We start from the raw sequence: 22,147 nt of genomic DNA, 5'->3' as shown, positions 1-22,147 counted from the left end.
TCAGTCCTTCCAAATCGTCTCAAGCGCGCCTTCGAGCTGTCCGAAATCATCCAGCACGGTCGCGGCCCCTGCCTCGATCAGTGCCTCGCGCCCATGATAACCCCAGCTGACACCGATGCTCTTGCACCGCGCCGCGCGGGCCATCTCCATATCGTAAGTCGTATCGCCTATCACCACCGCCTCGGAGGCATCTACCCCCGTGTCCACGAGACAGCTCATCACCATGGACGGATGCGGTTTCGACGGGTGATCGTCGGCGCTTTGCGTCGTCACGAAGAGATCCGCGAAATCCCAACTTTCGAGCAAGGCCGTCAATCCGCGTCGGCTCTTGCCTGTCGCAATCGCCAGATACAGATCGTCACGCGTCCCCAGTCGGCGCACCGCCTCTTCGGCGCCGGGATAAAGCGGCGAGGCCGCGGCGCCCTGTGCCAGACGATGGGTGTGGAACGCGTCTTTATAGGCGTCAACCATGTGGCCCAGCGTAGCGTCATCGGCATTGCGGGCCAGCTCACGCACCGCCAGCGGCAGGGACAATCCGACGATGGACAGGATCGCATCCCGATCCGGCACCGGCAGGCCCACCGCCTCAAACGCCGCCGCCATGGACAGCACGATATGTGCCTGACTGTCGACCAGCGTGCCGTCCACGTCGAAAATGACGAGCTTCATCCCCGCAGATCCTCGAACGGGTCTTCTGCGGCGAGGTCTTCGGTCCAGCCGAACGTGTCCCAGCTGTGTTTCATATGATCCGGCAGCGGCGCCGTCACGGAGATGATCTTTTTCGTCACAGGATGCTCGAACCGCAACATCCGGGCATGCAAATGCAGTTTCTTCGAGATGATTCCGCCAAGCTGTGCCCCCCAGCCATCGCCGAGGTTTTCCTGACCGGAGCCACCATATTTGCCATCGCCGATGATCGGATGCCCGATCTCCGCCATATGCGCGCGGAGCTGGTGGGTGCGGCCGGTGATCGGCTCCATCGCCACCCAAGATGCCCGCGACCCGACGCGGTAGAGCGTGGCGTACAGCGTCTGCGCCCGTTTCGCGCCCGGCGTTGCATCGACATCGCGCGGATGTACGGCAATCATTTTCTCACCTTCGCCCGACTTGCCGCGCCCCGGCGCCTTGACCAAACCGTATTTGATCTCGCCCAGATAGGGCGTCGGCACGCCGGCCACGAGCGCCCAGTAAATCTTGCGCGTATTCTTGTGGCGGAAGGCTTCGGTCAGTTTCGAGGCAATCGCAGGCGTGCGCGCCAAAGCCAGGACGCCGGACGTGTCTTTGTCGAGCCGGTGGACAAGCCGCGGCTTTTCGGGAAAATCGCCCTGAAGCGCCACCGACAACCCGTCGACATGGCGGGTCTGCTTCGAACCGCCCTGTGTCGGCAGCCCCGCCGGTTTGTTGATCACGATGAGATATTCGTCCTGATAGATCACCGCATCGCGCATCATCTGCGCATCGGATTTCGAGACCTTCACATCGCTGCGCTCGGGTTTCGGCGCGTTTTCATCCGGCAACGGCGGCACACGGATCGCCATACCCGGACCGACGCGCGTATTCGATTTCGCCCGCGCGCCATCGACGCGGATCTCGCCCTTGCGGCACATCTTCTCGATATTGCCCTGGGTCACCTGCGGGAACATCTTGCGGAACCAGCGGTCGAGCCGCTGCTCCGGCTGGTCGTCGCCAATCGTAATCGTCTGAACTGCGCTCATGCGTAGAAACTCCTTGCGGCGAAGAGGCCAAGGGCAATCCCGCCCAGAGCCAGCACCAGCGTGCCAAGGACATAGAATGCCCCGATCCCGTAATCGCCCCGCTCTATGATGGTCATCGCATCCAGAGAGAAGGCCGAATAGGTGGTGAACCCACCCAGCATGCCCGTCATAAGTAGCGGCGCAAAGCGGTTGCCGTTTTCATGCGCCAGCGTCACCACCACGACCCCCATGAGAAAAGAACCGAGGAAGTTCACGAACATCGTGTTCCACGGAAAACTCTTGCCCATGAGATGGGTCATCGCGAGACCGGACAGATAGCGCGCCGAAGCACCGACTGCGCCGCCCAATGCAACCTGGATCAATGGTGCCATGTCATCCTCTTCAGTTGCCCGTGTTCCTGTGGGGGACGGCTCCGAATGTCAACCGCCCCGTTGTTTGCGCAGCTTGTCGAAATAGGCCACCCGCTTGGCCAGATCGCGCTCGAAACCGCGCTCAACCGGTTGGTAGAACTGCGTGCGCGGCAGCGTGTCGGGGAAATAGTTCTGGCCCGAAAACCCGTCTTCTGCGTCGTGATCGTAAGCATAACCTTCGCCATAGCCCTGCTCCGACATCAGTTTCGTCGGCGCGTTCAGGATATGTTTCGGCGGCGGTTCAGAGCCGGTCTTGCGCGCCGCCGCGCGGGCCGCCTTGAACGCCGTGTAGACCGCATTCGATTTCGGCGCGAGCGCGAGGTACACCACACATTGCGCCAGCGCCAGCTCCCCCTCCGGCGAGCCGAGCCGTTCATAGGTTTCCCAGGCATGCAACGCAACCGCATGGGCCTGCGGATCGGCGAGCTGGATGTCCTCGATCGCCATGCGCAACATCCGACGCGCCAGATAGCGCGGATCTTCGCCCCCTTCCAGCATCCGCCCGAACCAATACAGCGCTGCATCCGGGTCGGACCCGCGTACCGATTTGTGCAGGGCAGAGATCAGGTTGTAATGCTCGTCACCGCTCTTGTCGTATTTCGAGGCCCGACGCATGAGGCGCTTGCCAAGCTGCTCCGGATCGAGCGGGGCGTCCACTTTCCACGCGGCGATCTGTTCGATCAGGTTCAAAAGCGTGCGCCCGTCGCCATCGGCCATCTCATAGAGCGCAAAGCGGGCCATCTCGGTCAGGGGGAGGGTCTTGTCCAGCTCTCGCTCCGCCCGTTCGGTCAGTTGCGCAAGGTCTTCATGCGTCAACCGCGTCAGCACCATGACCTGTGATCGCGACAGCACAGCGGCGTTCAGTTCGAAGGACGGGTTCTCCGTCGTCGCGCCCACAAGGAGGATCGTGCCATCCTCCATATGCGGCAGGAAACTGTCCTGTTGCGCCTTGTTGAAACGGTGGATTTCGTCGACGAACAAAAGCGTTCCCTGCCCGTTCGCGCGTCTGAGTTTGGCCGCCTCGAACACTTTGCGCAGCTCCGGCACCCCGGAAAAAATCGCGGAGATCTGTACGAAATGCAGATCCGTTTCATCCGCCAGAAGCCGCGCGATGGTGGTTTTGCCCACCCCCGGCGGGCCCCAGAAAATAATCGACGACAAAGCCCCCGAGGCAAGCATGACCCCCAGCGGAGCTTCGGGCCCCAGCACCTGTTGCTGACCGATCACCTCGGACAGATGTTGCGGGCGCAACCGGTCAGCCAGCGGCCGCGGCGCGGCACTGTGCTTCGGGGGCGTATCATCGGAAGAGAACAGATCGGCCATAGCCCGAGGTTACGCCGCCTGAGCGGCGCGCGAAAGAGGGATCGGGGCCAAAAGGCAGCGTTCTGGCCCCTTTCTCAAGCACATCGGATCAGTGCAGTTTGTTGATCAAATTGATGCGCATGCAGGCGTTGCGAGCACCGCCGATGTCCATCACCGGACCGATCACGTCGATGTCGAGCCCGACACGGCGCCCCCAGCGGTTGCCGTTCTCCGGGATCAGGCAGACGACCGAGGTCGCGCCCAGCTCACGCGCGGAATTCGTCATCTCCCCGATCAGGCTCATCTGGACTTTGAGACGGGATTTCGCAGGCACCCGTGGCGATACGAAAATCCGGCTCGATTCCCAGACATGCTCCGCCACCGGGGCCTCGTCGAACAGAAGATCCGACGGGATACTGTCGAGCAGACCGCGTTGGGCATCGCGGATCATGTAGGAATAAATGCCACAGCGCGTGGTCGTGGGGGTCAAGCGGATACCGGCCAACACATCGCCAAACTCGTGAACCGCGATCCAACGGGACGCGGGCGTGTCGTATTGATCGTATTCCATGCCATCCGCCTGGGGCAGATCCCATTTCGCGTGCTGGATGAACGTTTCGTGTCGCGCGCGAAGCATATTGGCAAAAAGATCGCCATGGTTGTGCAGGTTGGCAAAAGAAAGCGTGGTCGTTTGCATGGTACGTCTCCGGTGTTGGTTGATTTCTTCAACGCAACGCGGGAGCAAGCACCGTCACAACAGCTTGATCTCCTTGGCTTTTTGGATGGCTTCCGAGGTCGTCCGGGCCATGAGACGTTCCCGGGCAGAGACGAGACGCGCCTTCAGCGCGCTCTCCGAGATCCCGAGTTTGGCCGCGGCTGCTGCGTGACGATCACCGCCCGCGATGCACCGGAGGGCCTGAATTTGGGCCTGTGTCAGATCCGTTTGCGGCTCAGAGATTTCATGCAGCGTGCGCACGATCGTCACGATTTTCGAGATCTCCTGATCCGTGAATTCGCGATCGGCCCGGGCGCAACCTACAATGCTTCGTGACTGAACCGGTCCACAGGACACGGCAACACCGTAGTTCAGGCCGAATTCGGCGGCCTGCCTCCAAATTTGGAATGGATCGGGGAGTTCTATTTCGCTCCACCTTGTAGACCCTTCGCAGCTCAAACCCCAGGCGATCATCGGATCCCTCAACGCGTAAGCATTTGCCGCATAATGCTCGAGCCATTTCGGGTCGTAGGTCGATTCCGCGACCAGAGGCGAGGCGAAACGGATGTGCAACCCGGCGGAATATCCGACGGGAGATGCGGAGCGAAGCTGGGCAAACAGTCGATTGAGTTCTGTCGTGTCACGCATGGGTAAAATTCATTTTGGGTTACGAAAGGCGTGACAACCATAAGGCGATCACCCTTAAGATGAGTAAACCAAAGAGTCAGATTTTGAAAGCCAAAATCACGTTACATGGTGAATAGTGAAAGAGGCGGCGCACAGGCTGCTCAATTTCGCGCCCATTCCTGCAAAATGAAAAAGCTCCGCCGAAGCGGAGCTTTCGAAATCGCACAGAAAACCGGGATCAGTCTTCGTCAGCCATCGCAGCTTCTTCGGCTTCGAGGCGGGCTTTGTCGGCGGCGCCTTTGGCGGCCGGATCACGGTCCACGAGCTCGATGATCGCCATCGGAGCCATGTCGCCGTAACGGAAACCGGCTTTCAGAACGCGGGTGTACCCCCCGGCACGCTCAGCATAGCGCGGACCCAGAACTTCGAAGAGTTTGGCGACGTCTTTGTCTTGTTTGAGCTGAGCAGCAGCCTGACGACGGGCGTGAAGATCGCCGCGTTTGCCGAGGGTGATCAGCTTGTCCATGATGCGCTTGAGCTCTTTGGCTTTCGGCAGCGTGGTTTTGATCTGTTCGTGCTCAATGAGCGAGCCTGCCATGTTGGAGAACATCGCTTTGCGGTGTTCGTGGGTCCGGTTGAGGCGGCGGTAACCTTTAGCGTGACGCATTTTCTATCTCCTTTAGCGTGTTTTGCTTTGTCTGACCGGCGATGCGTGTCACCGGTTCTCCTTGGGGCGGAATGCCCGTGTCTTCGGTGGGCAAAATGCCCGGATTTGAGGGTCGGCAAAGCGTCGGACTTTTGTCGGACAAGCGTCGGACCTTTTTGCCGACCCTCAACATTTCACTCAGAACTGGTCTTCGAATTTCTTCGCCAGCTCTTCGATGTTCTCAGGCGGCCACTCTTCGACATCCATGCCGAGGTGCAGGCCCATGCCGGACAGAACCTCTTTGATCTCGTTGAGCGACTTGCGGCCGAAGTTCGGGGTGCGGAGCATCTCGGCTTCGGTTTTCTGGATGAGATCGCCGATGTAGACGATGTTGTCGTTCTTGAGGCAGTTCGCCGAACGGACAGACAGTTCCAGCTCGTCCACTTTCTTGAGAAGAAGCGGATTGAACTCGAGACCGTCGTCTTCTTCCTGACGACCAGCCGATTCCGGCTCGTCGAAGTTCACGAAGATGCCCAGTTGGTCCTGAAGGATGCGCGCAGCGAAGGCCACGGCGTCTTCCGGGGTCACGGAACCGTCGGTTTCGATTTTCATCGTCAGCTTGTCATAGTCGAGCACCTGACCTTCACGGGTCGGCTGCACGTCGTAGGACACTTTCTTGACCGGCGAATAGATCGCATCGACCGGGATCAGGCCGATCGGCGCATCTTCCGGTTTGTTCTTGTCGGCAGAGACATAGCCTTTGCCGGTGTTGACGGTCAGCTCCATGAACAGATCGGCGCCATCGTCGAGGTGGCAGATGACGTGATCCTTGTTCAGGACCTCGATGCCAGCCGATTCGGAAATGTCACCGGCGGTCACGACCATCGGACCTTTGGCGGAGATCGAGAGACGCTTCGGCCCTTCGACTTCCATGCGCAGCGACACGCCTTTGAGGTTCAGGATGACGTCGGTGACGTCTTCACGCACGCCCGCGACCGAGGAGAACTCGTGCAGGACGTTGTCGATCTGAACGGAGGTGATGGCCGCGCCTTGCAGCGACGACATCAGCACGCGACGCAGCGCGTTGCCCAGCGTCAGACCGAAGCCGCGCTCAAGCGGTTCGGCAACGATGGTAGCCTGACGTGCCGGTTCGTTGCCCGGTTTCACTTCAAGCTGTTGCGGTTTAATGAGCTCGGCCCAATTCTTGTGGATCATGCTGGTGCCTCCATTCTTGTCCTCCCGCCCATGTCCTTAAACGGGGGGACGCCCGAGGGGTCTCAAAACGCAAAAACGGACCGCGGGCAAACATGGCCCGCGATCCTGAAATCGTTATTTCGATTACACGCGACGACGTTTCGGCGGGCGGCAGCCGTTGTGCGCAATCGGGGTCACGTCGCGAATCGACGTGATGTTGAAGCCGATGGCAGCGAGTGCGCGCAGCGCGGACTCACGACCCGAACCCGGGCCCTGCACTTCGACTTCGAGGGTTTTCACACCGTGATCCTGAGCTTTGCGGCCCGCATCCTCGGCAGCCATCTGAGCGGCATACGGAGTGGATTTGCGGGAGCCTTTGAAGCCCATCGTGCCAGCGGACGACCAGGAGATCGCGTTGCCTTGCACGTCGGAGATCAGGATTTTGGTGTTGTTGAAGGTGGAGTTCACATGAGCAACGCCAGCGGCGATGTTCTTGGAAACCTTACGCTTCGTGCGACGGGTATCACGTGCCATGTCTGAATACTCCCCTTACTTCTTCTTGCCGGCGATCGGCTTCGCCGGGCCCTTGCGGGTGCGGGCGTTGGTGTGGGTGCGCTGACCGCGAACCGGGAGGTTCCGGCGGTGACGCAGGCCGCGGTAGCAGCCGAGGTCCATGAGACGCTTGATGTTCATCTGCGTTTCACGACGAAGATCACCTTCGACGGTGTAGTTGGCGTCGATGTGCTCGCGAATGGCGAGAACTTCGGCGTCGGACAGCTCGTTGACACGACGGGTAAGGTCGATGCCGACGGCTTCGCAGATGGCGACGGCAGAGGTGTTGCCAATGCCGGTGATATAGGTGAGCGCGATCGGAACGCGCTTGGCGGTCGGGATGTTGACGCCGGCGATACGTGCCACGTTGACTTTCCTTTCGTTGCGGTTCCGTAACCCCGGAACCTTTTTTCACAACGGAAGCTCGCGGGGGGTCCCTCGCGAGCGACAGCTGAATTCAGGTGATGATTGCGTCCGGGCGAACATGAGCTGAAACGACCCGTTTGCGAATCCTTTACCCCAGAGGGGATGGGTTGCCATAGAGTCGAATCGCCGGAGGGTCAAGACCTTCCGGCGATTGAATTCCTCAGGCCAGCGCCTTTGCGATATCCGCGGAGACCTGGTCCATGCTCTGAAGCCCGTCGACCGTCTTCAGATCGCCCTTGGCGTAGTAGTAGCCGATCAGCGGAGAGGTCTTCTTGTAATATTCCATCAGGCGGATCTTAACGCTTTCCTCGTTGTCGTCGGCGCGCGCTTCCTTGCCCGCAGCGACCGCTTCGGCGGCGCGATTGACGATGCGCTTCACCAGCGTTTCGTCATCGACCTCGAGCAGGATCACGGCTTCGAGCTGGGCGCCGTTGCGGGACAGCAACTCGTTGAGCGCGTCCGCCTGACCCAGAGTGCGCGGGAAACCGTCGAAGATGAAGCCGCCGGCGGAGCCGTGCTGGATCTTCTCTTCGATCAGGCCGATCACGATTTCGTCGGTCACAAGTTGACCCGCATCCATGATCGCCGCGACTTTCTTGCCCATTTCGGTGCCGGAGGTGCGTGCTTCGCGCAGCATATCCCCGGTCGAAAGCTGCACCATGCCCCGCTCCTCCACGAGACGTTGTGCTTGCGTTCCCTTGCCCGCGCCCGGCGGTCCAAGCAGAATAATATTCATCGTCTTGCTGTCCCTCTTTTGCTGCGCTTCCTCCCGCGCAGCTGAGATTTCTCGATGAGCCCCTCATACTGGTGCGCCAGCAGGTGGGACTGAATTTGTTGAATCGTGTCCATCGTCACCGATACCACAATCAACACCGAAGTGCCGCCAAAATAAAAGGGAATGGCGAACTGGCTGCGCAGAATTTCCGGCAGCAGACAGACTGCGGCCAAATAGGCGGAGCCGATCACGAGGATACGGGCCACGATGTAATCGAGGTGTTCCTCGGTTTTCTTCCCCGGACGGATGCCGGGAATGAAGCCGTTCTGGTTCTTCAGGTTCTTGGCCACGTCTTCCGATTTGAAGGCGACGTTGGCGGTGTAGAAATAGGCGAAGAAGACGATCATCGCCGTGAAGAACAGAAGGTAAAGCGGCTGACCCGGCCCGAAATAGGCGAGGATCGTGGACATCACCGGCCCCACGTCTTGCTGACCCGAGAAGGTCGCGATGGTGGTCGGCAGCAGCAGCAGGGACGAGGCGAAGATCGCCGGGATCACGCCCGCCGGGTTCACCTTGATCGGCAGGTGCGAGGACTGCGCATCATAGATCTTCATACCCTGCTGGCGGCGCGGGTACTGGATATGCACCTTGCGCAGCGCGCGTTCCATGAAGACCACAAAGGCGATCACGGCCACGACCATGGCAATCACGATCAGCGTCACGATCGGAGAGATCGCACCAGAACGACCGGAGGCAAAGAACTGAGCCAGAGCGCCCGGGATCTCGGCGACGATGCCGACGAAGATGATCAGCGAGATGCCGTTGCCGATGCCGCGGTTGGTGATCTGTTCACCGAGCCACATCAGGAACATGGTGCCGCCGACCAGCGTGATCACGACGCCCGCGCGGAAATACCAACCCGGATCGTGGGCCAGGTTCCCGGCCTCAAGCGAGGCGGCGAGACCGTAGGCCTGGAACAGCGCCAGAGCGACCGTGCCGAAACGGGTGTACTGGTTGATCTTCTTGCGCCCCGCTTCGCCCTCTTTCTTGAGGTTCTCGAGCGAGGGAACCATCGAGGTCAGAAGCTGCACGATGATGGAGGCGGAGATGTAGGGCATGATGCCGAGGGCAAAAATCCCCATCCGGCCGAGCGCGCCACCGGTGAACATCGACAGAATGCCGCCGAGGCCCGAGGCCGCCTGATCCATGAAGTCTTTGAGCGCGTTGCCGTCGATGCCCGGCACCGGGATGAAGGTCCCGAGACGGTAGACGATCAACAGACCGATGGTGAAAAAGATACGCTGGCGAAGCTCCTTGGCCTTCCCGAGGGTGCCCCAGTCGAGGTTCGCCGCCATTTGTTCTGCTGCGGATGCCATATGGTCTCTCTATTCACGTCAGCGCCGCCCGTCCGGCTTTCCGGGGGGCGGCGCTTGGAAAACTCAGGTCTTGATGTAAGGGGCGAAGGCCCTTGCCACAAGCCTTATTCGGCTGCCGCGTCGGCCTTCACGGCAACGGTCAGCGAACCGCCGGCTTTTTCAACAGCCTCGACAGCGGATTTCGACGCGCCGGTCACGGTGATGGTGAGTTTGGATTTCACATCGCCTTTGGCCAGAACGCGGATGCCGTCGAGTTTGCGGCGCACCAGACCGGAGGTCACGAGGGTCTCTTCGGTCACGTTGGCGGCGTCGAGCTTGCCGGCTTCGATGAATTTCTCGATCAGGCCGAGGTTCACGACAGCGTATTTCTTCGCGTTCGGCTTGGTGAAGCCGCGTTTCGGAAGACGCTGGTAGAGCGGCATCTGGCCGCCTTCGTAGCCGTTGATGGCCACGCCGGAACGGGATTTCTGACCTTTGATACCACGGCCACCCATTTTACCTTTGCCGGAGCCGGGGCCACGGCCAACGCGGGTGCGGGCTTTGGTTGCGCCGGGATTGTCGCGCAGTTCGTGCAGTTTCATGTCGCTTCTCCTTGCCGGATGTGCCCTCCAGCGACGGAGTGGGCAAACACGGCTTACATGTGTTGATTCTGATGGACAGGGCTGTCCACCGGGGGCGTATAGACTGAGCTGTTTAAGAATGCAAGAATGGCTATTACATTCTCCGACACTATCCAATTAGGGCTTTATATCTTGAAATTCTTATTCCCGAAACGCACCAGTACATTTGGAAGCAATGGCCGGAAAGTTTGGAGCCTGCTATCACTTGTTATCGTATTGGCTCTTATAGCCGAAGCAGCCATTCCCCGTCTTGACATTTCAGGTCAGCGTTTTGTCGCGTTTGTAGCGCTTATCTGGTCGTTCGCATATTTCTTACTGGTAATTGCTGCCATTCCGTTTTTGACATCTCAGAATTTTTGGCCCAACCCAGCTCGCCTTGCTGTTGATACACTTATATCAATAAGCCTATCGATAATGAGTTTCTCGCTCATCTATAGAATATATGAAATTATAGGGCCGGACCAAAATATCGCGCCTTCAGTCAGAGATTACATTTATTTCTCGACCGTAACGTTCTCAACATTAGGCTTTGGCGACTTCAGACCAGCAACGGACGCCCGAATGTTTGCCGCGCTTCAGTCGATTCTTGGCAATCTTCATTTGGGCATGATTGTCGGAACCGCGTTTTTTGCAGCACAACCGAAATAAATCTCAGAGCGCAGAAATAGTAACGGAAATGAGCACAACGAGGGCGGCACCGATGGCCAGCATCGTACCTACATAGTGCATATACCGGTATGTCTTCACACTCATGACAACTCTCCCATACGACTTTACAAACACTGCCTAAACTAACTCACCTATAATATAGTCATAATACATTAATTTTCAATTTAAATCACCCAACCAAAACACCCCACAGTCTCCTGCGGGGTGTCTGTCTTGTCCAGCGATGTCTCGACAGCGGCCTGCCCGGTGCCTCACTCGGCGGTGGCGCGCAGGTAGTCTTTCCAGCACGGGATCGGACCGGCATGCCAGCGGTCGCGCAGGGCGGCCATCAGGCGGTTCGGTTTCAGGAAGGAGGCGGCGCGTTGCATGTCGGGTCCTCTCGGATAAAGCGTGTCAGATACGCGCGGCGGTTTGCCGGGCGATGTCCATGATGTCGGAGCGCCCCAGACCGATGTCGTGCAGTTCATGGTCGGAGAGTGCGTTGAGCTGGTTGTAGGTGTCGGCATAGGCGCGCTGGCGGGCGTGGGCCTCGCGCAGGCGGGCAACCATGTTGCGCAGAGAGAAGCCGAAACCCGAAGTGCGGGTGGTGTCGGTGAAGTGAGCCATTGTTCTTGTCCTTTATTGAACGGGGCCGGAATGCCCCGGAAATGGGGTCTCTTTCAATGTGCCGCCGATGTAGGGGGAGTCCGGACGAATGACATCCCCCAGTTTTCGAGAGGCCGCTATGCACATAATGCAAGCAGTTTTAAAACTGGTTAAATTTTGTCCATATAGGCCCAAAAATTATTCATCGGTCAGCCGTGTCGCCCGTAATGCGACTTGACCCAGCGCTCGCCCGGTTCCGACATGTCAAACACGGAGAGGTCAAAAGCCGGGATGCTGGTTATGAAATTGGCCATCCAGTCTTGCAGGGCTTTGGTAAATGCGGTCATCGGTCTGTTCCTTTCACTGTCACGAGATCGCCTGCCCCTGTGGGCGTGGCGGGTTGGTACAGGAAAAGTGTCGCGCGTAAGTGTTAACGCCCGCCGAAAGCAATGCGGCGGGAACGCGACTTTTCTCTCAACTTGTTTCTGAAATGTTGAGGATCAGAACAGCGCGCCTTGCACCGACTGGGCAATTCTGGCGAGACCGTCGCGCCCCATCGGACCGACGAGGGCATAATGCCAGAGACCGTCCTGCCAATAGGCGGCGGAAAGTGTATCTTTCTGGCCGTAACGCAGCGCCGAGGTGCCACGGGTCTGCGCAGGCGTCAGGTAAAGGGTCACGCGGGCGCCCTCCGCATCCTCATACATGAACTGCGCGGCGGCCCCCTGTTCGAAGGGCAGAAGCCGCCCGCCGACGAGGGACAGCCCCGCGCCGGTCAGGTCGGGAATGCGCACCTCGGCACCCAGACGATTGCTGAGCCAGCCCTTGAGGTGATCGCGCTCGGAGGCGGGCACCTCGACCGGATGCACCACCTCGACGGAATAAAGCGCGTGGGCGGCGGAAGCCTGGGCGAGCACATCGCCGGCCATATCCGGCGCAGCTCCCGGCCCGCGCGTCAGAAGACCGCCACCAAAGCCCACGGCCAAAAGCACGACCGCCGCGGCCAGTTGCCCCCAGATCGGGCGGGCGACGGGTTCGGCGCGGGACAGGAGGTTGTCCAGATGCGCCTCGGACGGGGTCGGAACGGCGGCGCGCAACCTGTCCATATCTTGCATCATCTCCGCAACCTCTGTGGCGAGCGCCTCGTCATGCTCCATCCGGCGCTCGAACGCGAGGGCCTCGTCACGGGTCATTTCCCCGTCGAGATACCGATGAATGTCGAAATCCTGCGCATCCGTCATGTCACACTCCTCAGCCGCACGGGCGGTCCCGGTGTCGGCTCCTGCTTCAAACTCGCACGAGCGCGCGAGATCCGCGACATCACCGTGCCGATCGGGATGTCGAGAACGCCCGCCGCCTCTGCATAGCTCAAACCATCGATGACCACGAGCAAAAGCACTTCGCGCTGTTCGGGCGGCAAAGCGTCAACGCGACGCAGCATCTCCATCGCCTCAAGCCCCTGCTCCGCCGAGGGCAAAGCGTGAGGCGAGAGATCGGCCTCGTCATAGGCAACATGGATGTGGCGCGCGGCAGATGTCCGCAACCCGTTGCGATGAATGTTCAGCGCCATTTTCGCGAGCCAGGGCCGGATCGGACGATCCTCCTGCCAGAGATGCCGTTTGCGCAGGGCGCGCTCGGCACAGTCCTGCACGAGATCGTCGGCCCGGCTGCGATCTCGCGTCAAGACATAGGCGTAACGCCAGAGCGACGGCAGGGCCTCTTTCAATTCCTGTCTGAACCGCGGCATGACGCCTCCCGGAAGGATCAATGGGGAGGGTCGCCCCTCCCCGGCCTGATATGCGCTGTTACGGGCGGGCGACGTGCCAGACGCCGTTCACGCCCTCACCGGTCATGTCACCGGGTTTTTCGTCCTTGACCCAACCATAGAGCGGCATGCCCTTGTAGGCCACCTGCTCATAACCTTCCTTGCGGGTGATCAGGGAATAGCCGGAGGGCAGCTCCATGTCGGCATCGCCCACGACCGGCGGCCAATTGGCGGCGCACATGTCATAGCAGTTCGACACGCCCTTTTCGTCCTTGTCGAAGGTGTAGAGCGTCATGTGGGTGCTGGCATCCATCAGATAGGTGGCCTCGCCCAGCTTGCCGGTCACGACGGGGGCGTCGGCGGCGATGGCGGTGGTGGCGAAAGCGGCGAGGGCCGCCGCAAGGGGAAGGGTCTTGAGCATGTCTGATCTCCAAAAAACATCGTCTGCTCGGGTGCAGACATGAGAGATACAGCGCGCAAGGCGGGTTTATTCCCGACCGATATGAATTTTTAAAAGAAAAACGCCCCACCGAGAAGGCAGGGCGTTTGAAATCTTGCGGTCGGGGCTTACCCACGCTCTTCGACGATTTCGACGAGGTGCGGGATGGAGTTGACCATGCCACGCACGGAGGGGGTGTCCTCCAGCTCGCGGGTTTTGTGCATCTTGTTCAGGCCGAGACCGATCAGGGTCTGACGCTGTTTCGCGGGACGACGGATCGGGGAGCCGATCTGTTTCACAACGATGGTTTTAGCCATGAGTCAGTCTCCTTACGCTTCAGCAGCTTCAGCAGCCGGTTCATCCTTTTTCAGGATGTCGGCGACTTTCTTGCCGCGACGCTGAGCCACGGAGCGCGGGGAGGCTTCGAGTTTGAGGCCGTCCAGCGTGGCGCGGATCATGTTGTACGGGTTCTGGGAGCCGATGGATTTGGCAACCACGTCCTGAATGCCGAGCATTTCGAACACGGCGCGCATCGGACCACCGGCGATGATCCCGGTACCTTGCGGGGCGGTGCGCATCACGACGCGACCGGCACCGTGACGACCTTCGATGTCGTGGTGCAGGGTGCGGCCTTCTTTGAGCGGCACGCGGATCATTTGGCGCTTGGCTTGCTCGGTGGCTTTGCGGATGGCCTCGGGGACCTCTTTCGCTTTGCCTTTGCCGAAGCCGACGCGGCCTTTCTGGTCGCCTACAACCACGAGAGCGGCGAAGCCGAAGCGCTTACCACCTTTGACGGTTTTGGACACACGGTTGATCGCGACAAGACGATCTGCGAATTCCGGGGCTTCCTCGCGCTCGCGACGATCCCGGCGGTTTTCACGTTCTGCCATAGAACTTTCCTTTTGGAGGTGGCGCTTCGAAAAACGCCGTTGAACTCGATCCTTAGTGAAGGGCGCCCGAAAGGCGCCCGACCCGGATCATCGGGAAGGGGAGCATTGCCCCCCTCCCTCAAGTCTTAGAACTTCAGACCACCTTCACGAGCAGCGTCGGCGAGAGCCTTCACCTTGCCGTGGAAGAGGAAGCCACCACGGTCGAAGTAGCACTCTTCGACACCGGCTTTCTTCGCGCGCTCTGCAATCGCCGCGCCAACTTTGGCGGCGGCTTCGACGTTGTTCTTGCCGACCACGCCGAGATCTTTCTCGAGCGAGGAAGCGGCCGCCAGGGTTGTGCCCTGCACGTCGTCGATCAGCTGAGCGCTGATGTTCTTGTTCGAACGATGGATCGACAGGCGGAGCTTGCCGACATTGTTCTTGCGAAGTTTGTTCCGAACGCGCAGGCGGCGTTTCAGAAACAGGGTCCGTTTGCTGTTTGCCATGATGAGCGTCCTTACTTCTTCTTCCCTTCCTTACGGAAGATGAACTCGTCTTTGTACTTGATACCTTTGCCTTTGTAGGGCTCGGGCTTACGCCATTCGCGGATGTTGGCCGCGACCTGGCCGACGAGTTGCGGGTCGGAACCTTCCACAGTGATCTCGGTCGGTTTCGCAGCCGTCACGGTGACGCCGGCGGGGACCTCGAAGTTCACTTCGTGGGAGTAACCCAGGTTGAGTTTGAGCACGTTGCCCTGCATCGCAGCACGATAACCAACACCGTTGATTTCGAGCTCCTTCTTGAAGCCGTCGGTCACACCGGTCACCATATTGGCGACCATGGTGCGGGACATGCCCCACTGCTGGCGAGCGCGCTTCGATTTACCACGGGGGGTGACGGTGACGGTGTTGTCTTCGACAGCGAGGGTCACATCGTCCGTGGCGGTGAAGGAGTGAGTGCCTTTCGGGCCTTTCACTTCGATGGTCTGGCCGGACACAGAGGCGGAAACGCCGCTGGGCAGCTCGACCGGTTTCTTACCAATACGAGACATCGAGAGACCTCCTTAGAAGACGGTGCAAAGCACTTCGCCACCAACATTGTTGGCACGAGCGTTTGCGTCCGACATCACACCCTTCGGGGTGGAGACAATCGACACACCAAGGCCCTGACGGACCGACGGGATGTCCTTGACACCGAGGTACACGCGACGACCGGGTTTGGAGACCCGTTTCAGTTCGCGGATAACCGGGGTGCCTTCGAAGTATTTCAGGCTGATTTCAAGGGTCGGGTGACCGTTGACGTCGGTGCCTTTCTCATAGCCGCGGATGTAACCCTCGTCGAGCAGCACATCCAGGACCCAGCCGCGCAGCTTGGAAGCCGGGGTGGAGACGGTGGATTTGCCACGCATTTGAGCGTTACGGATACGGGTGAGCATATCGCCGATAGGATCGTTCATATTCTCTCTCCCTTACCAGCTCGATTTCACCAGACCGGGGATCTGGCCGAAGGAGCCGAGTTCCCGCAGCATGATCCGGGACACCTTCAGCTTACGGTAGTAAGCGTGGGGACGGCCGGTCAGCTGACAACGGTTGTGCAGACGGGTAGCCGAGCTGTTGCGCGGCAGTTCAGCAAGCTTCAGGGACGCGCGGAAACGCTCTTCCATCGGCTTGTCCTGGTCGTAGACGACCTCTTTGAGAGCAGCGCGCTTGGCGGCGTATTTCGCCACCAGCTTCTCGCGCTTGCGCTCGCGTGCGATCATGGATTTCTTTGCCATGTTCTCAAACTCCTCGCGCGATTAGCTGTTGAAGGGCATGTTGAAAGCTTTCAACAGGCTCTTGGCTTCTGCGTCCGTCTTCGCGGTTGTCGCGATGACGATGTCCATCCCCCAGACTTCGTCCACCTGGTCGAAGTTGATCTCGGGGAACACGATGTGCTCTTTCAGGCCCATGGCGTAGTTGCCACGGCCGTCGAAGGAGGTGCCGGACACGCCGCGGAAGTCGCGGATGCGGGGCATTGCAATCGTGATCAGACGATCGAGGAATTCATACATGCGGTCGCCGCGCAGGGTGACTTTCGCACCGAGCGGCATGTCTTCACGAACGCGGAAACCAGCGATGGATTTCTTGGCTTTCGTGACGAGCGCTTTCTGACCGGCGATCGCGGAAAGATCTTCCTGAGCGGATTTCGCTTTTTTGGAGTCTTTCACAGCTTCCGCACCGCAGCCGATGTTCAGGACGATTTTGTCCAGACGCGGGATCTGCATGTCGTTCTTGTAGCCGAACTCTTCTTTCAGAGCAGCACGGATGCTGTCTTTGTAAGCGGCTTTAAGACGCGGGGTGTAATCGGTGGTGTCGAGCATCAGATCACGTCTCCCGTGGTTTTGGCGAAGCGCACTTTCTGATCGCCTTCCATGCGGAAACCGACGCGGGTGGCTTTGCCGTTGGCATCGAGCAGCGCGAGGTTCGACAGGTCGATCGGCATGGCGATCGGCTTGCGGCCGCCTTGCTCGCCCTGCGTGGCGCGTGCGTGACGGATGGCGATGTTGATGCCTTCCACGATGGCCTTGCCTTTGGACGGCATCACAGAGGTGATTTCACCCTGTTTGCCTTTGTCCTTGCCGGCGAGGACGACGACCTTGTCGCCTTTTTTCAGCTTAGCAGCCATTAGAGCACCTCCGGAGCGAGCGAGATGATCTTCATGAAGTTTTTCGCACGAAGTTCGCGAACAACCGGGCCGAAGATACGGGTACCAACGGGCTCGTTGTTGTTGTTGAGGATGACGGCGGCGTTGCGATCAAAACGGATCGCGGTGCCGTCTTCACGACGGACTTCCTTGGCGGTGCGCACGACGACGGCCTTACGGACGTCCCCTTTTTTCACACGGCCACGCGGAATCGCTTCCTTGACCGACACCACGATGATGTCGCCCACGGAGGCGTAACGACGGTGGGAACCGCCGAGGACCTTGATGCACTGAACTCGGCGAGCGCCGGAGTTGTCAGCGACATCCAGATTGGTCTGCATCTGGATCATTTGGTTTCTCCCGACCTTTGGGGCGATCTGCAGTGATCGGTGCCCCCAGGGTTTCGATTAAGCTGGGAGGAGGCTTGTCTGATCGAGATCAGGCGAGCACTTCCCAACGCTTGGTTTTCGACTTCGGTGCACATTCCTGGATACGGACGGTGTCGCCGACGTTGAATTGGTTGTTCTCATCGTGAGCCCGGTATTTTTTGGACTTACGGATGGTCTTTTTCAGAACCGGGTGTTTGAAACGGCGCTCGACGAGCACGGTCACGGTCTGTTCGTTCTGGTTCGAGGTCACGACCCCGGAAAGAATACGCTTGGGCATAGGTCGCTCTCCTTACTCAGCCGACTTGGCTTTTTCGTTCAGAATGGTTTTCACAAGAGCGGCCGTGCGGCGCGCCTTGCGGATCTGAGCGGTGTTTTCGAGCTGACCCGTGGCCTGCTGGAAACGCAGGTTGAAGGATTCTTTTTTCAGATTGGCAAGCTCGGTCTTGAGCTCGTCCGGCGTTTTCGCACGCAATTCCTGGGCGTTCATTTGGCGCCTCTCCTTGGTTCCTGGTAGCACCGGAATGCGCCCTTATTCGGGGTGACATTCGGTCCGGTGGGTTATGTCAATACACACGACTCCCCTGAAGGGAATCTGTGAGATGCCGCTCTATAAGGGGTTGGGGGTGTGGTGGCAAGGGAAAGTTAGTCACTTCTGACCTTTTCGAACCGCCCCGATCACTCTCACCAACATCCCCCTTGGAACGCGCCACGCAATGGCAATAAGAACAAGAGCCAGTAGCACAGCCCCAAGCCCTGAGCCATTTGCAAAACCAAAGCTCAACTTTGCTTCTGAAATAAGTTCGATAATCTGCATCGAAACTTCCCCACAATTGATATGGGTCGCTCAATGTCACGAGAACATAAGGAACGACCCCGACTACAGTCGGTTACGATCCTCAGTTCTCTTTTCCTGCATGGGCGCGCTTCCTTGCGCTTCAACCATTTCCTATGGCTTCCCAAAAGAAAGCTGGGATATCTCAGCATCTCCCCAATGTTCGGCGCATCACTACGAAGCGCCGCCCACGGAATTCATGCAGGAAAAACTCCGCAGGCTAATGATGGAACATATCGTAAACGCAACGCCCCCACGGCGTCAACGTGGTTAATAACAAATGAACCTTAAGAAAGGTTAAATCTGGAGAGCAATCGCGCAACGCTCGAAACGTCACTAAGCCTCGCCAAGCCCTCCACCGCGCGCTATGACAGGCCAAACCTGCCAAAGGAGCCTCCCATGGCCGACATCGAATCCCTTTTCGTCACCCGTCTCTACAAAGCGAAACTGAACGAGTTCTCCCCCGAGGTCGATCAGGACGAACTCTTTGATAGTTGCTATGCCATCGCCGAAGATGACGAAGCCGGGCAGCAATGGTGCGATGACAAGGGCTATCCGGGCTATACCTCCTATGCCTCTCTCACCGACCTGCCCTGGCGCTTCCCGATCTTCAAGGACATCGTCGAGAGCCTCGATCAGCATGTCGCGAAATTTGCCGAAGACCTCGAATTCGATCTGGGCGAGCGCAAACTTGTGCTCGAAGACCTCTGGATCAACATCCTGCCGGAGGGCGGCTATCATTCCGCCCATATCCACCCGCATTCGGTGATCTCCGGCACGACCTATGTCGCCATGCCGGAAGGCGCCTCATCGCTGCGGCTCGAAGATCCGCGCCATGTGATGATGATGGGCGCCCCCGCCCGCAAGAAAGACGCCCGCCGCGAGATGCAGAATTTCATTTACATGTCCCCGGAAGCGGGCGACATCATGCTCTGGGAAAGCTGGCTGCGCCATGAGGTGATGATGAACCAGTCGGAATTCGACCGGGTGTCGGTGAGCTTTAATTACAAGTGGGCGGACGAATAACTCAGCGCCGCTCCAGCGCCTTCTCGATCCGTTCCAAACGCTTGACCACGTCGTCGCGGTAAACATCCGTGGCGGCGTGTTCTTCTTCGACATGGGCATCCTGCATCGTCGACACGATCAGACCGACGACGAGGTTCATCACGGCAAAGGCCGTGATCAGGATGAAGGGCACAAAGAACAGCCAGCTTTCCGGATGCACCTCCATCACCGGGCGGACGATGCCCATAGACCAGCTTTCCAGCGTCATGACTTGGAACAGTGTGTAGAGCGAAGCGCCCAGCGTGCCGAACCATTCGGGGAATGTTGGCCCGTAGAGCTTGGTCGCAATCACCGAGCCGATGTAGAAGATGATGCCCGTCAGCAGGAACACCGAAGCCATCCCCGGCAGCGCGAGGATAAAGGCCTCGACCACCCGGCGCAGGCTTGGCACGACAGAGACGACGCGCAAAAGTCGCAGGATGCGCAGAGCCCGGAGCACCGAAAGCCCCTCCCCCACCGGCGAGAGCGAGATGCCGACAATCACAAAGTCGAAGAGGTTCCAGCCATCGCGAAAGAACCGCAGCCCCTGCGCATAGATTTTCGCCAAGAGTTCGACCACGAAGATGCTCAGACAGATCATGTCGAGCGCGACGATCAGCCCGCCCATCCGCGCCATGACTGCGCCCGAGGTCTCAAGCCCCAGGATCACGGCGTTGAACAGGATTACCCCCATGATGAAATGGCGGGTGACGGAGCGGTCGAGGAGGAGGGAAATCTGGGTGCGCATGGGGTCTCGTGCCAGGGAAGCATTCGGGGCTTTGGCCTTCTGATATGGAGACCTCGATCGGCGAGACAAGAGGCTTGGCCCTTGATTTCGCAGCCGCAGCATGGCCTTCTTTCACAAGGAGGCCACCATGCGCTTCACCGTCCGACACGAAACGCTCTACCGCTATTCCGCGCCCGTGCGTTTGGGCGACCAGATTTTGCGCCTCAAACCCTATGGCATGACCGCCCTCAATCATCGCTATGACATTACACCCACGCCCTCTTGGCGAGAGGATCGCCTGTCGCCTTTCGGCACGTCGGAGACACGCGTGGGCTTTGCCGGAGAGACCGATGTGTTGCGCATTGTCAGTCAGTTCACTTGCGAGACAGGTGTGCAGCCCTCTGCGTCAAAGCTGCCAGACCTGCCTCCCTATCTGAACGGTAACATCGACGAGACCGTTGCGCAGTTTGCCCGCGACCTGCGAGCAGAGGCGGGAACTGTGCCGGAGTTTCTCCTGAGCCTGACCGAGACCCTCTACCGCCGCACGCATCGGCACATCCGCCCGACGGGCTATGCCCAGACCGCGGAAGAGACGCTTCGCACAGGTGCGGGCGCCTGCCGCGATCTCGCCGTGCTGTTCATCGCCGTCTGTCGCAGCCTTGGCATCCCCGCGCGCTTCGTGTCGGGCTATCAGGCCAAGGCAGAAACGCCGGACGGCAAGCGCCACCTGCATGCCTGGCCCGAAGTCTGGCTGTCGGGAGTGGGCTGGCAGGGGTATGATCCGACCCACGGGGTGGCAGTCACGGACGGCCACGTCGCCCTCTCAGCCGCCCCGGATCAGATGGGGACGATGCCAATCGAAGGCGGATTCTGGGGCGATGGGGTGTCGTCGGAGTTGAGCTTTGGGTTGGAGATTGAGGTGGGGTGAGGTGAGGTGAGGTGAGGTGAGGTGAGGTGAGGTGAATAAGCAAATTCATAAGCCATTTTGTCGAGGCACCTGCAGTACGACTTATCGCCAATAGAGGAGAAAATATAATGAAGAGTGTTAACTTAGCGCCCGACGGTAGCTACGTAGCCGGACAAGCGCGCCTTTGCCCCGACGGAACTTATGTGGGAGATGGTGGACCGATTTCCTTAGCGCCAAATGGAAAATATGTCGCAGGGAGCCCACAGCTCGCCCCCGATGGGACTTATGTCGGTGGGTACGGTCGGCCTACTTTGGCACCCGATGGCAGTTATGTTTCAGGCCCAGCTGTACTCGCGCCAAATGGCAAATACGTTTAATGTAGTGTTAAATCCGCGATAACAAAAACCCCCGCCGATTTCTCAGCGGGGGTTTCTTAATTTTCAACCGGGCATGTTCTCATCGTTTCTTTGAAACGACTGCCACATGCGCGTGACACTCCGCTGACGCGGAGCGCACGTCTTACCAGTCTTCTTTCACGACCGTGCGGGTTTTGATCGGGAGTTTCATCGCAGCAAGGCGCAGAGCCTCACGAGCGACGTCTTCCGACACGCCGTCCAGTTCGAACATCACGCGGCCCGGTTTGACTTTGCAGACCCAACGGTCCACGGAGCCTTTACCTTTACCCATACGAACTTCGACGGGCTTTGCGGTCACCGGGGTGTCCGGGAAGATGCGGATCCAAACACGACCCTGACGCTTCATGTGACGCGTCATGGCACGACGAGCTGCTTCGATCTGACGCGCAGTGATACGCTCGGGCTCAACGGCTTTGAGGCCGAAGGTGCCGAAGGTCAGATCCGAACCGCCTTTTGCTTCGCCGTGGATACGGCCTTTGTGCATTTTGCGGAATTTTGTACGCTTTGGCTGAAGCATGTCTCAGA

At 59.2% G+C, this 22,147-nt stretch carries 35 protein-coding genes; 3 read left to right on the top strand and 32 right to left on the bottom strand.

The genetic code is table 11. The features are described 5' to 3' along the window. From CEW89_RS15275 to rplO, 13 genes are all read right to left on the bottom strand, one after another. A complete protein-coding gene (locus CEW89_RS15275; protein WP_096806469.1) occupies window positions 1-669 on the bottom strand; it encodes an HAD-IA family hydrolase in 669 nt (222 codons plus the stop codon). Beyond that, window positions 666-1,715: an RluA family pseudouridine synthase gene (locus CEW89_RS15270; RefSeq protein ID WP_066707136.1), complete on the bottom strand. Its 1,050-nt coding sequence runs from the start codon at window positions 1,713-1,715 to the stop codon at window positions 666-668. The genes CEW89_RS15275 and CEW89_RS15270 overlap by 4 nt, the downstream gene beginning before the upstream one ends. Then, entirely contained in the window at window positions 1,712-2,086 is a 375-nt protein-coding gene (gene crcB, locus CEW89_RS15265; RefSeq protein WP_066707133.1) for a fluoride efflux transporter CrcB, read from the bottom strand. The genes CEW89_RS15270 and crcB overlap by 4 nt, the downstream gene beginning before the upstream one ends. Before the next feature lie 48 nt (window positions 2,087-2,134). Then, window positions 2,135-3,448, bottom strand: coding sequence for a replication-associated recombination protein A (locus tag CEW89_RS15260; protein WP_096806468.1), 1,314 nt, complete (start codon window positions 3,446-3,448; stop codon window positions 2,135-2,137). Window positions 3,449-3,536: 88 nt separating this feature from the next. Next, the gene (locus CEW89_RS15255) at window positions 3,537-4,124 is read right to left on the bottom strand and encodes an acyl-homoserine-lactone synthase (RefSeq protein ID WP_066707128.1); all 588 of its coding nucleotides are present in this window, start codon (window positions 4,122-4,124) and stop codon (window positions 3,537-3,539) included. Window positions 4,125-4,178: 54 nt separating this feature from the next. Continuing rightward, the gene (locus CEW89_RS15250) at window positions 4,179-4,790 is read right to left on the bottom strand and encodes an autoinducer binding domain-containing protein (RefSeq protein WP_066707125.1); all 612 of its coding nucleotides are present in this window, start codon (window positions 4,788-4,790) and stop codon (window positions 4,179-4,181) included. 217 nt (window positions 4,791-5,007) lie between these two features. Continuing rightward, window positions 5,008-5,436 (bottom strand): 50S ribosomal protein L17, encoded by a 429-nt coding sequence (gene rplQ / locus CEW89_RS15245; RefSeq protein ID WP_066707122.1) that lies wholly within the window; start codon window positions 5,434-5,436, stop codon window positions 5,008-5,010. Between the two features lie 177 nt (window positions 5,437-5,613). Then, entirely contained in the window at window positions 5,614-6,630 is a 1,017-nt protein-coding gene (locus tag CEW89_RS15240) for a DNA-directed RNA polymerase subunit alpha (protein WP_066707119.1), read from the bottom strand. A gap of 123 nt (window positions 6,631-6,753) precedes the next feature. Further along, entirely contained in the window at window positions 6,754-7,143 is a 390-nt protein-coding gene (rpsK, locus tag CEW89_RS15235; RefSeq protein WP_066707113.1) for a 30S ribosomal protein S11, read from the bottom strand. Between the two features lie 15 nt (window positions 7,144-7,158). Then, window positions 7,159-7,527, bottom strand: a complete 369-nt coding sequence (rpsM, locus tag CEW89_RS15230; RefSeq protein WP_066707110.1) for a 30S ribosomal protein S13 — start codon at window positions 7,525-7,527, stop codon at window positions 7,159-7,161. Between the two features lie 220 nt (window positions 7,528-7,747). Further along, the gene (locus CEW89_RS15225) at window positions 7,748-8,323 is read right to left on the bottom strand and encodes an adenylate kinase (protein WP_066707107.1); all 576 of its coding nucleotides are present in this window, start codon (window positions 8,321-8,323) and stop codon (window positions 7,748-7,750) included. Continuing rightward, entirely contained in the window at window positions 8,320-9,678 is a 1,359-nt protein-coding gene (gene secY / locus CEW89_RS15220; protein WP_096806467.1) for a preprotein translocase subunit SecY, read from the bottom strand. The genes CEW89_RS15225 and secY overlap by 4 nt, the downstream gene beginning before the upstream one ends. A 104-nt stretch (window positions 9,679-9,782) precedes the next feature. Then, window positions 9,783-10,259: a 50S ribosomal protein L15 gene (gene rplO / locus CEW89_RS15215; protein ID WP_096806466.1), complete on the bottom strand. Its 477-nt coding sequence runs from the start codon at window positions 10,257-10,259 to the stop codon at window positions 9,783-9,785. A 126-nt stretch (window positions 10,260-10,385) separates the two neighbouring features. Here rplO and CEW89_RS15210 point away from each other — a divergent pair, with 126 nt between their 5' ends. After that, window positions 10,386-10,946: an ion channel gene (locus CEW89_RS15210; protein ID WP_096806465.1), complete on the top strand. Its 561-nt coding sequence runs from the start codon at window positions 10,386-10,388 to the stop codon at window positions 10,944-10,946. Window positions 10,947-11,360: 414 nt separating this feature from the next. Here CEW89_RS15210 and CEW89_RS15205 read toward each other — a convergent pair whose 3' ends face one another. From CEW89_RS15205 to CEW89_RS20880, 17 genes are all read right to left on the bottom strand, one after another. Next, entirely contained in the window at window positions 11,361-11,573 is a 213-nt protein-coding gene (locus tag CEW89_RS15205; RefSeq protein ID WP_066707096.1) for a DUF1127 domain-containing protein, read from the bottom strand. Between the two features lie 188 nt (window positions 11,574-11,761). Beyond that, the gene (locus CEW89_RS20885) at window positions 11,762-11,899 is read right to left on the bottom strand and encodes a hypothetical protein (RefSeq protein WP_155846163.1); all 138 of its coding nucleotides are present in this window, start codon (window positions 11,897-11,899) and stop codon (window positions 11,762-11,764) included. 153 nt (window positions 11,900-12,052) lie between these two features. Next, window positions 12,053-12,793, bottom strand: coding sequence for an anti-sigma factor family protein (locus CEW89_RS15200; protein WP_096806464.1), 741 nt, complete (start codon window positions 12,791-12,793; stop codon window positions 12,053-12,055). Beyond that, window positions 12,790-13,299: an RNA polymerase sigma factor gene (locus tag CEW89_RS15195; protein ID WP_096806463.1), complete on the bottom strand. Its 510-nt coding sequence runs from the start codon at window positions 13,297-13,299 to the stop codon at window positions 12,790-12,792. Before CEW89_RS15195 ends, CEW89_RS15200 begins: the two co-directional genes overlap by 4 nt. 58 nt (window positions 13,300-13,357) lie before the next feature. Further along, window positions 13,358-13,738 (bottom strand): COG4315 family predicted lipoprotein, encoded by a 381-nt coding sequence (locus CEW89_RS15190; protein ID WP_096806462.1) that lies wholly within the window; start codon window positions 13,736-13,738, stop codon window positions 13,358-13,360. 146 nt (window positions 13,739-13,884) lie between these two features. Continuing rightward, a complete protein-coding gene (gene rpmD / locus CEW89_RS15185) occupies window positions 13,885-14,073 on the bottom strand; it encodes a 50S ribosomal protein L30 (protein WP_096806461.1) in 189 nt (62 codons plus the stop codon). Between the two features lie 12 nt (window positions 14,074-14,085). Continuing rightward, the gene (gene rpsE, locus CEW89_RS15180) at window positions 14,086-14,646 is read right to left on the bottom strand and encodes a 30S ribosomal protein S5 (RefSeq protein ID WP_066707083.1); all 561 of its coding nucleotides are present in this window, start codon (window positions 14,644-14,646) and stop codon (window positions 14,086-14,088) included. A gap of 125 nt (window positions 14,647-14,771) precedes the next feature. Further along, window positions 14,772-15,131 carry a 50S ribosomal protein L18 gene (rplR, locus tag CEW89_RS15175; protein ID WP_066707081.1) on the bottom strand — a complete coding sequence of 120 codons (360 nt, stop codon included), beginning with the start codon at window positions 15,129-15,131 and terminating at the stop codon, window positions 14,772-14,774. An 11-nt stretch (window positions 15,132-15,142) separates the two neighbouring features. Then, window positions 15,143-15,676, bottom strand: a complete 534-nt coding sequence (rplF, locus tag CEW89_RS15170) for a 50S ribosomal protein L6 (protein WP_096806460.1) — start codon at window positions 15,674-15,676, stop codon at window positions 15,143-15,145. A gap of 12 nt (window positions 15,677-15,688) precedes the next feature. Next, the gene (gene rpsH, locus CEW89_RS15165; RefSeq protein WP_066707071.1) at window positions 15,689-16,081 is read right to left on the bottom strand and encodes a 30S ribosomal protein S8; all 393 of its coding nucleotides are present in this window, start codon (window positions 16,079-16,081) and stop codon (window positions 15,689-15,691) included. A gap of 12 nt (window positions 16,082-16,093) precedes the next feature. Beyond that, window positions 16,094-16,399: a 30S ribosomal protein S14 gene (rpsN, locus tag CEW89_RS15160; protein ID WP_066707068.1), complete on the bottom strand. Its 306-nt coding sequence runs from the start codon at window positions 16,397-16,399 to the stop codon at window positions 16,094-16,096. A gap of 21 nt (window positions 16,400-16,420) precedes the next feature. Further along, complete coding sequence (gene rplE / locus CEW89_RS15155; RefSeq protein ID WP_096806459.1) at window positions 16,421-16,984, bottom strand: 50S ribosomal protein L5; 564 nt, start codon at window positions 16,982-16,984, stop codon at window positions 16,421-16,423. After that, complete coding sequence (rplX, locus tag CEW89_RS15150) at window positions 16,984-17,289, bottom strand: 50S ribosomal protein L24 (protein WP_066707063.1); 306 nt, start codon at window positions 17,287-17,289, stop codon at window positions 16,984-16,986. The genes rplE and rplX overlap by 1 nt, the downstream gene beginning before the upstream one ends. Further along, complete coding sequence (rplN, locus tag CEW89_RS15145) at window positions 17,289-17,657, bottom strand: 50S ribosomal protein L14 (RefSeq protein ID WP_009574016.1); 369 nt, start codon at window positions 17,655-17,657, stop codon at window positions 17,289-17,291. Before rplN ends, rplX begins: the two co-directional genes overlap by 1 nt. A gap of 88 nt (window positions 17,658-17,745) precedes the next feature. Continuing rightward, window positions 17,746-17,973 (bottom strand): 30S ribosomal protein S17, encoded by a 228-nt coding sequence (rpsQ, locus tag CEW89_RS15140; protein ID WP_066707060.1) that lies wholly within the window; start codon window positions 17,971-17,973, stop codon window positions 17,746-17,748. A 12-nt stretch (window positions 17,974-17,985) separates the two neighbouring features. Next, complete coding sequence (gene rpmC, locus CEW89_RS15135) at window positions 17,986-18,183, bottom strand: 50S ribosomal protein L29 (RefSeq protein ID WP_066707057.1); 198 nt, start codon at window positions 18,181-18,183, stop codon at window positions 17,986-17,988. 159 nt (window positions 18,184-18,342) lie between these two features. Next, window positions 18,343-18,510, bottom strand: a complete 168-nt coding sequence (locus CEW89_RS20880; RefSeq protein ID WP_155846162.1) for a hypothetical protein — start codon at window positions 18,508-18,510, stop codon at window positions 18,343-18,345. Between the two features lie 417 nt (window positions 18,511-18,927). On the opposite strand from CEW89_RS20880, the gene CEW89_RS15130 reads away from it, so the two are divergent. After that, window positions 18,928-19,554: a TIGR02466 family protein gene (locus tag CEW89_RS15130; RefSeq protein ID WP_096806458.1), complete on the top strand. Its 627-nt coding sequence runs from the start codon at window positions 18,928-18,930 to the stop codon at window positions 19,552-19,554. 1 nt (window position 19,555) lies between these two features. Here CEW89_RS15130 and CEW89_RS15125 read toward each other — a convergent pair whose 3' ends face one another. Next, a complete protein-coding gene (locus CEW89_RS15125; RefSeq protein WP_096806457.1) occupies window positions 19,556-20,320 on the bottom strand; it encodes an ion transporter in 765 nt (254 codons plus the stop codon). Between the two features lie 127 nt (window positions 20,321-20,447). Between CEW89_RS15125 and CEW89_RS15120 the strand changes: the two genes are divergently transcribed. Further along, entirely contained in the window at window positions 20,448-21,227 is a 780-nt protein-coding gene (locus CEW89_RS15120) for a transglutaminase family protein (protein WP_096807263.1), read from the top strand. Between the two features lie 498 nt (window positions 21,228-21,725). Here CEW89_RS15120 and rplP read toward each other — a convergent pair whose 3' ends face one another. Beyond that, entirely contained in the window at window positions 21,726-22,139 is a 414-nt protein-coding gene (rplP, locus tag CEW89_RS15110; RefSeq protein ID WP_066707048.1) for a 50S ribosomal protein L16, read from the bottom strand. Between the last annotated feature and the right edge of the window lie 8 nt (window positions 22,140-22,147).

Source organism: Celeribacter ethanolicus (genome assembly GCF_002407265.1).
In the GTDB taxonomy this organism is placed as follows: domain Bacteria; phylum Pseudomonadota; class Alphaproteobacteria; order Rhodobacterales; family Rhodobacteraceae; genus Celeribacter; species Celeribacter ethanolicus.
Note: the sequence above shows the minus strand (reverse complement) of the source record. Positions and strands in the feature narration are given on the sequence as shown.

Coding starts and splice junctions, on each gene's coding strand:
- secY (WP_096806467.1), bottom strand. CDS start 9,678: ATGGCATCCGCAGCAGAACAAATGGCGGCGAACCTCGACTGGGGCACC.
- CEW89_RS20880 (WP_155846162.1), bottom strand. CDS start 18,510: ATGCAGATTATCGAACTTATTTCAGAAGCAAAGTTGAGCTTTGGTTTT.
- CEW89_RS15270 (WP_066707136.1), bottom strand. CDS start 1,715: ATGAGCGCAGTTCAGACGATTACGATTGGCGACGACCAGCCGGAGCAG.
- rpmC (WP_066707057.1), bottom strand. CDS start 18,183: ATGAACGCCCAGGAATTGCGTGCGAAAACGCCGGACGAGCTCAAGACC.
- CEW89_RS15130 (WP_096806458.1), top strand. CDS start 18,928: ATGGCCGACATCGAATCCCTTTTCGTCACCCGTCTCTACAAAGCGAAA.
- rpmD (WP_096806461.1), bottom strand. CDS start 14,073: ATGGCTAAAACCATCGTTGTGAAACAGATCGGCTCCCCGATCCGTCGT.
- CEW89_RS20885 (WP_155846163.1), bottom strand. CDS start 11,899: ATGACCGCATTTACCAAAGCCCTGCAAGACTGGATGGCCAATTTCATA.
- rpsH (WP_066707071.1), bottom strand. CDS start 16,081: ATGAACGATCCTATCGGCGATATGCTCACCCGTATCCGTAACGCTCAA.
- CEW89_RS15195 (WP_096806463.1), bottom strand. CDS start 13,299: ATGCCGCGGTTCAGACAGGAATTGAAAGAGGCCCTGCCGTCGCTCTGG.
- rplQ (WP_066707122.1), bottom strand. CDS start 5,436: ATGCGTCACGCTAAAGGTTACCGCCGCCTCAACCGGACCCACGAACAC.
- CEW89_RS15275 (WP_096806469.1), bottom strand. CDS start 669: ATGAAGCTCGTCATTTTCGACGTGGACGGCACGCTGGTCGACAGTCAG.
- CEW89_RS15240 (WP_066707119.1), bottom strand. CDS start 6,630: ATGATCCACAAGAATTGGGCCGAGCTCATTAAACCGCAACAGCTTGAA.
- CEW89_RS15250 (WP_066707125.1), bottom strand. CDS start 4,790: ATGCGTGACACGACAGAACTCAATCGACTGTTTGCCCAGCTTCGCTCC.
- crcB (WP_066707133.1), bottom strand. CDS start 2,086: ATGGCACCATTGATCCAGGTTGCATTGGGCGGCGCAGTCGGTGCTTCG.
- rplO (WP_096806466.1), bottom strand. CDS start 10,259: ATGAAACTGCACGAACTGCGCGACAATCCCGGCGCAACCAAAGCCCGC.
- CEW89_RS15255 (WP_066707128.1), bottom strand. CDS start 4,124: ATGCAAACGACCACGCTTTCTTTTGCCAACCTGCACAACCATGGCGAT.
- rplR (WP_066707081.1), bottom strand. CDS start 15,131: ATGGCAAACAGCAAACGGACCCTGTTTCTGAAACGCCGCCTGCGCGTT.
- rpsE (WP_066707083.1), bottom strand. CDS start 14,646: ATGGCAGAACGTGAAAACCGCCGGGATCGTCGCGAGCGCGAGGAAGCC.
- rpsK (WP_066707113.1), bottom strand. CDS start 7,143: ATGGCACGTGATACCCGTCGCACGAAGCGTAAGGTTTCCAAGAACATC.
- CEW89_RS15190 (WP_096806462.1), bottom strand. CDS start 13,738: ATGCTCAAGACCCTTCCCCTTGCGGCGGCCCTCGCCGCTTTCGCCACC.
- CEW89_RS15205 (WP_066707096.1), bottom strand. CDS start 11,573: ATGGCTCACTTCACCGACACCACCCGCACTTCGGGTTTCGGCTTCTCT.
- CEW89_RS15225 (WP_066707107.1), bottom strand. CDS start 8,323: ATGAATATTATTCTGCTTGGACCGCCGGGCGCGGGCAAGGGAACGCAA.
- rpsN (WP_066707068.1), bottom strand. CDS start 16,399: ATGGCAAAGAAATCCATGATCGCACGCGAGCGCAAGCGCGAGAAGCTG.
- CEW89_RS15260 (WP_096806468.1), bottom strand. CDS start 3,448: ATGGCCGATCTGTTCTCTTCCGATGATACGCCCCCGAAGCACAGTGCC.
- CEW89_RS15200 (WP_096806464.1), bottom strand. CDS start 12,793: ATGACGGATGCGCAGGATTTCGACATTCATCGGTATCTCGACGGGGAA.
- rplP (WP_066707048.1), bottom strand. CDS start 22,139: ATGCTTCAGCCAAAGCGTACAAAATTCCGCAAAATGCACAAAGGCCGT.
- CEW89_RS15120 (WP_096807263.1), top strand. CDS start 20,448: ATGCGCTTCACCGTCCGACACGAAACGCTCTACCGCTATTCCGCGCCC.
- rpsQ (WP_066707060.1), bottom strand. CDS start 17,973: ATGCCCAAGCGTATTCTTTCCGGGGTCGTGACCTCGAACCAGAACGAA.
- rplN (WP_009574016.1), bottom strand. CDS start 17,657: ATGATCCAGATGCAGACCAATCTGGATGTCGCTGACAACTCCGGCGCT.
- rplX (WP_066707063.1), bottom strand. CDS start 17,289: ATGGCTGCTAAGCTGAAAAAAGGCGACAAGGTCGTCGTCCTCGCCGGC.
- CEW89_RS15210 (WP_096806465.1), top strand. CDS start 10,386: ATGGCTATTACATTCTCCGACACTATCCAATTAGGGCTTTATATCTTG.
- rplF (WP_096806460.1), bottom strand. CDS start 15,676: ATGTCTCGTATTGGTAAGAAACCGGTCGAGCTGCCCAGCGGCGTTTCC.
- rplE (WP_096806459.1), bottom strand. CDS start 16,984: ATGCTCGACACCACCGATTACACCCCGCGTCTTAAAGCCGCTTACAAA.
- CEW89_RS15125 (WP_096806457.1), bottom strand. CDS start 20,320: ATGCGCACCCAGATTTCCCTCCTCCTCGACCGCTCCGTCACCCGCCAT.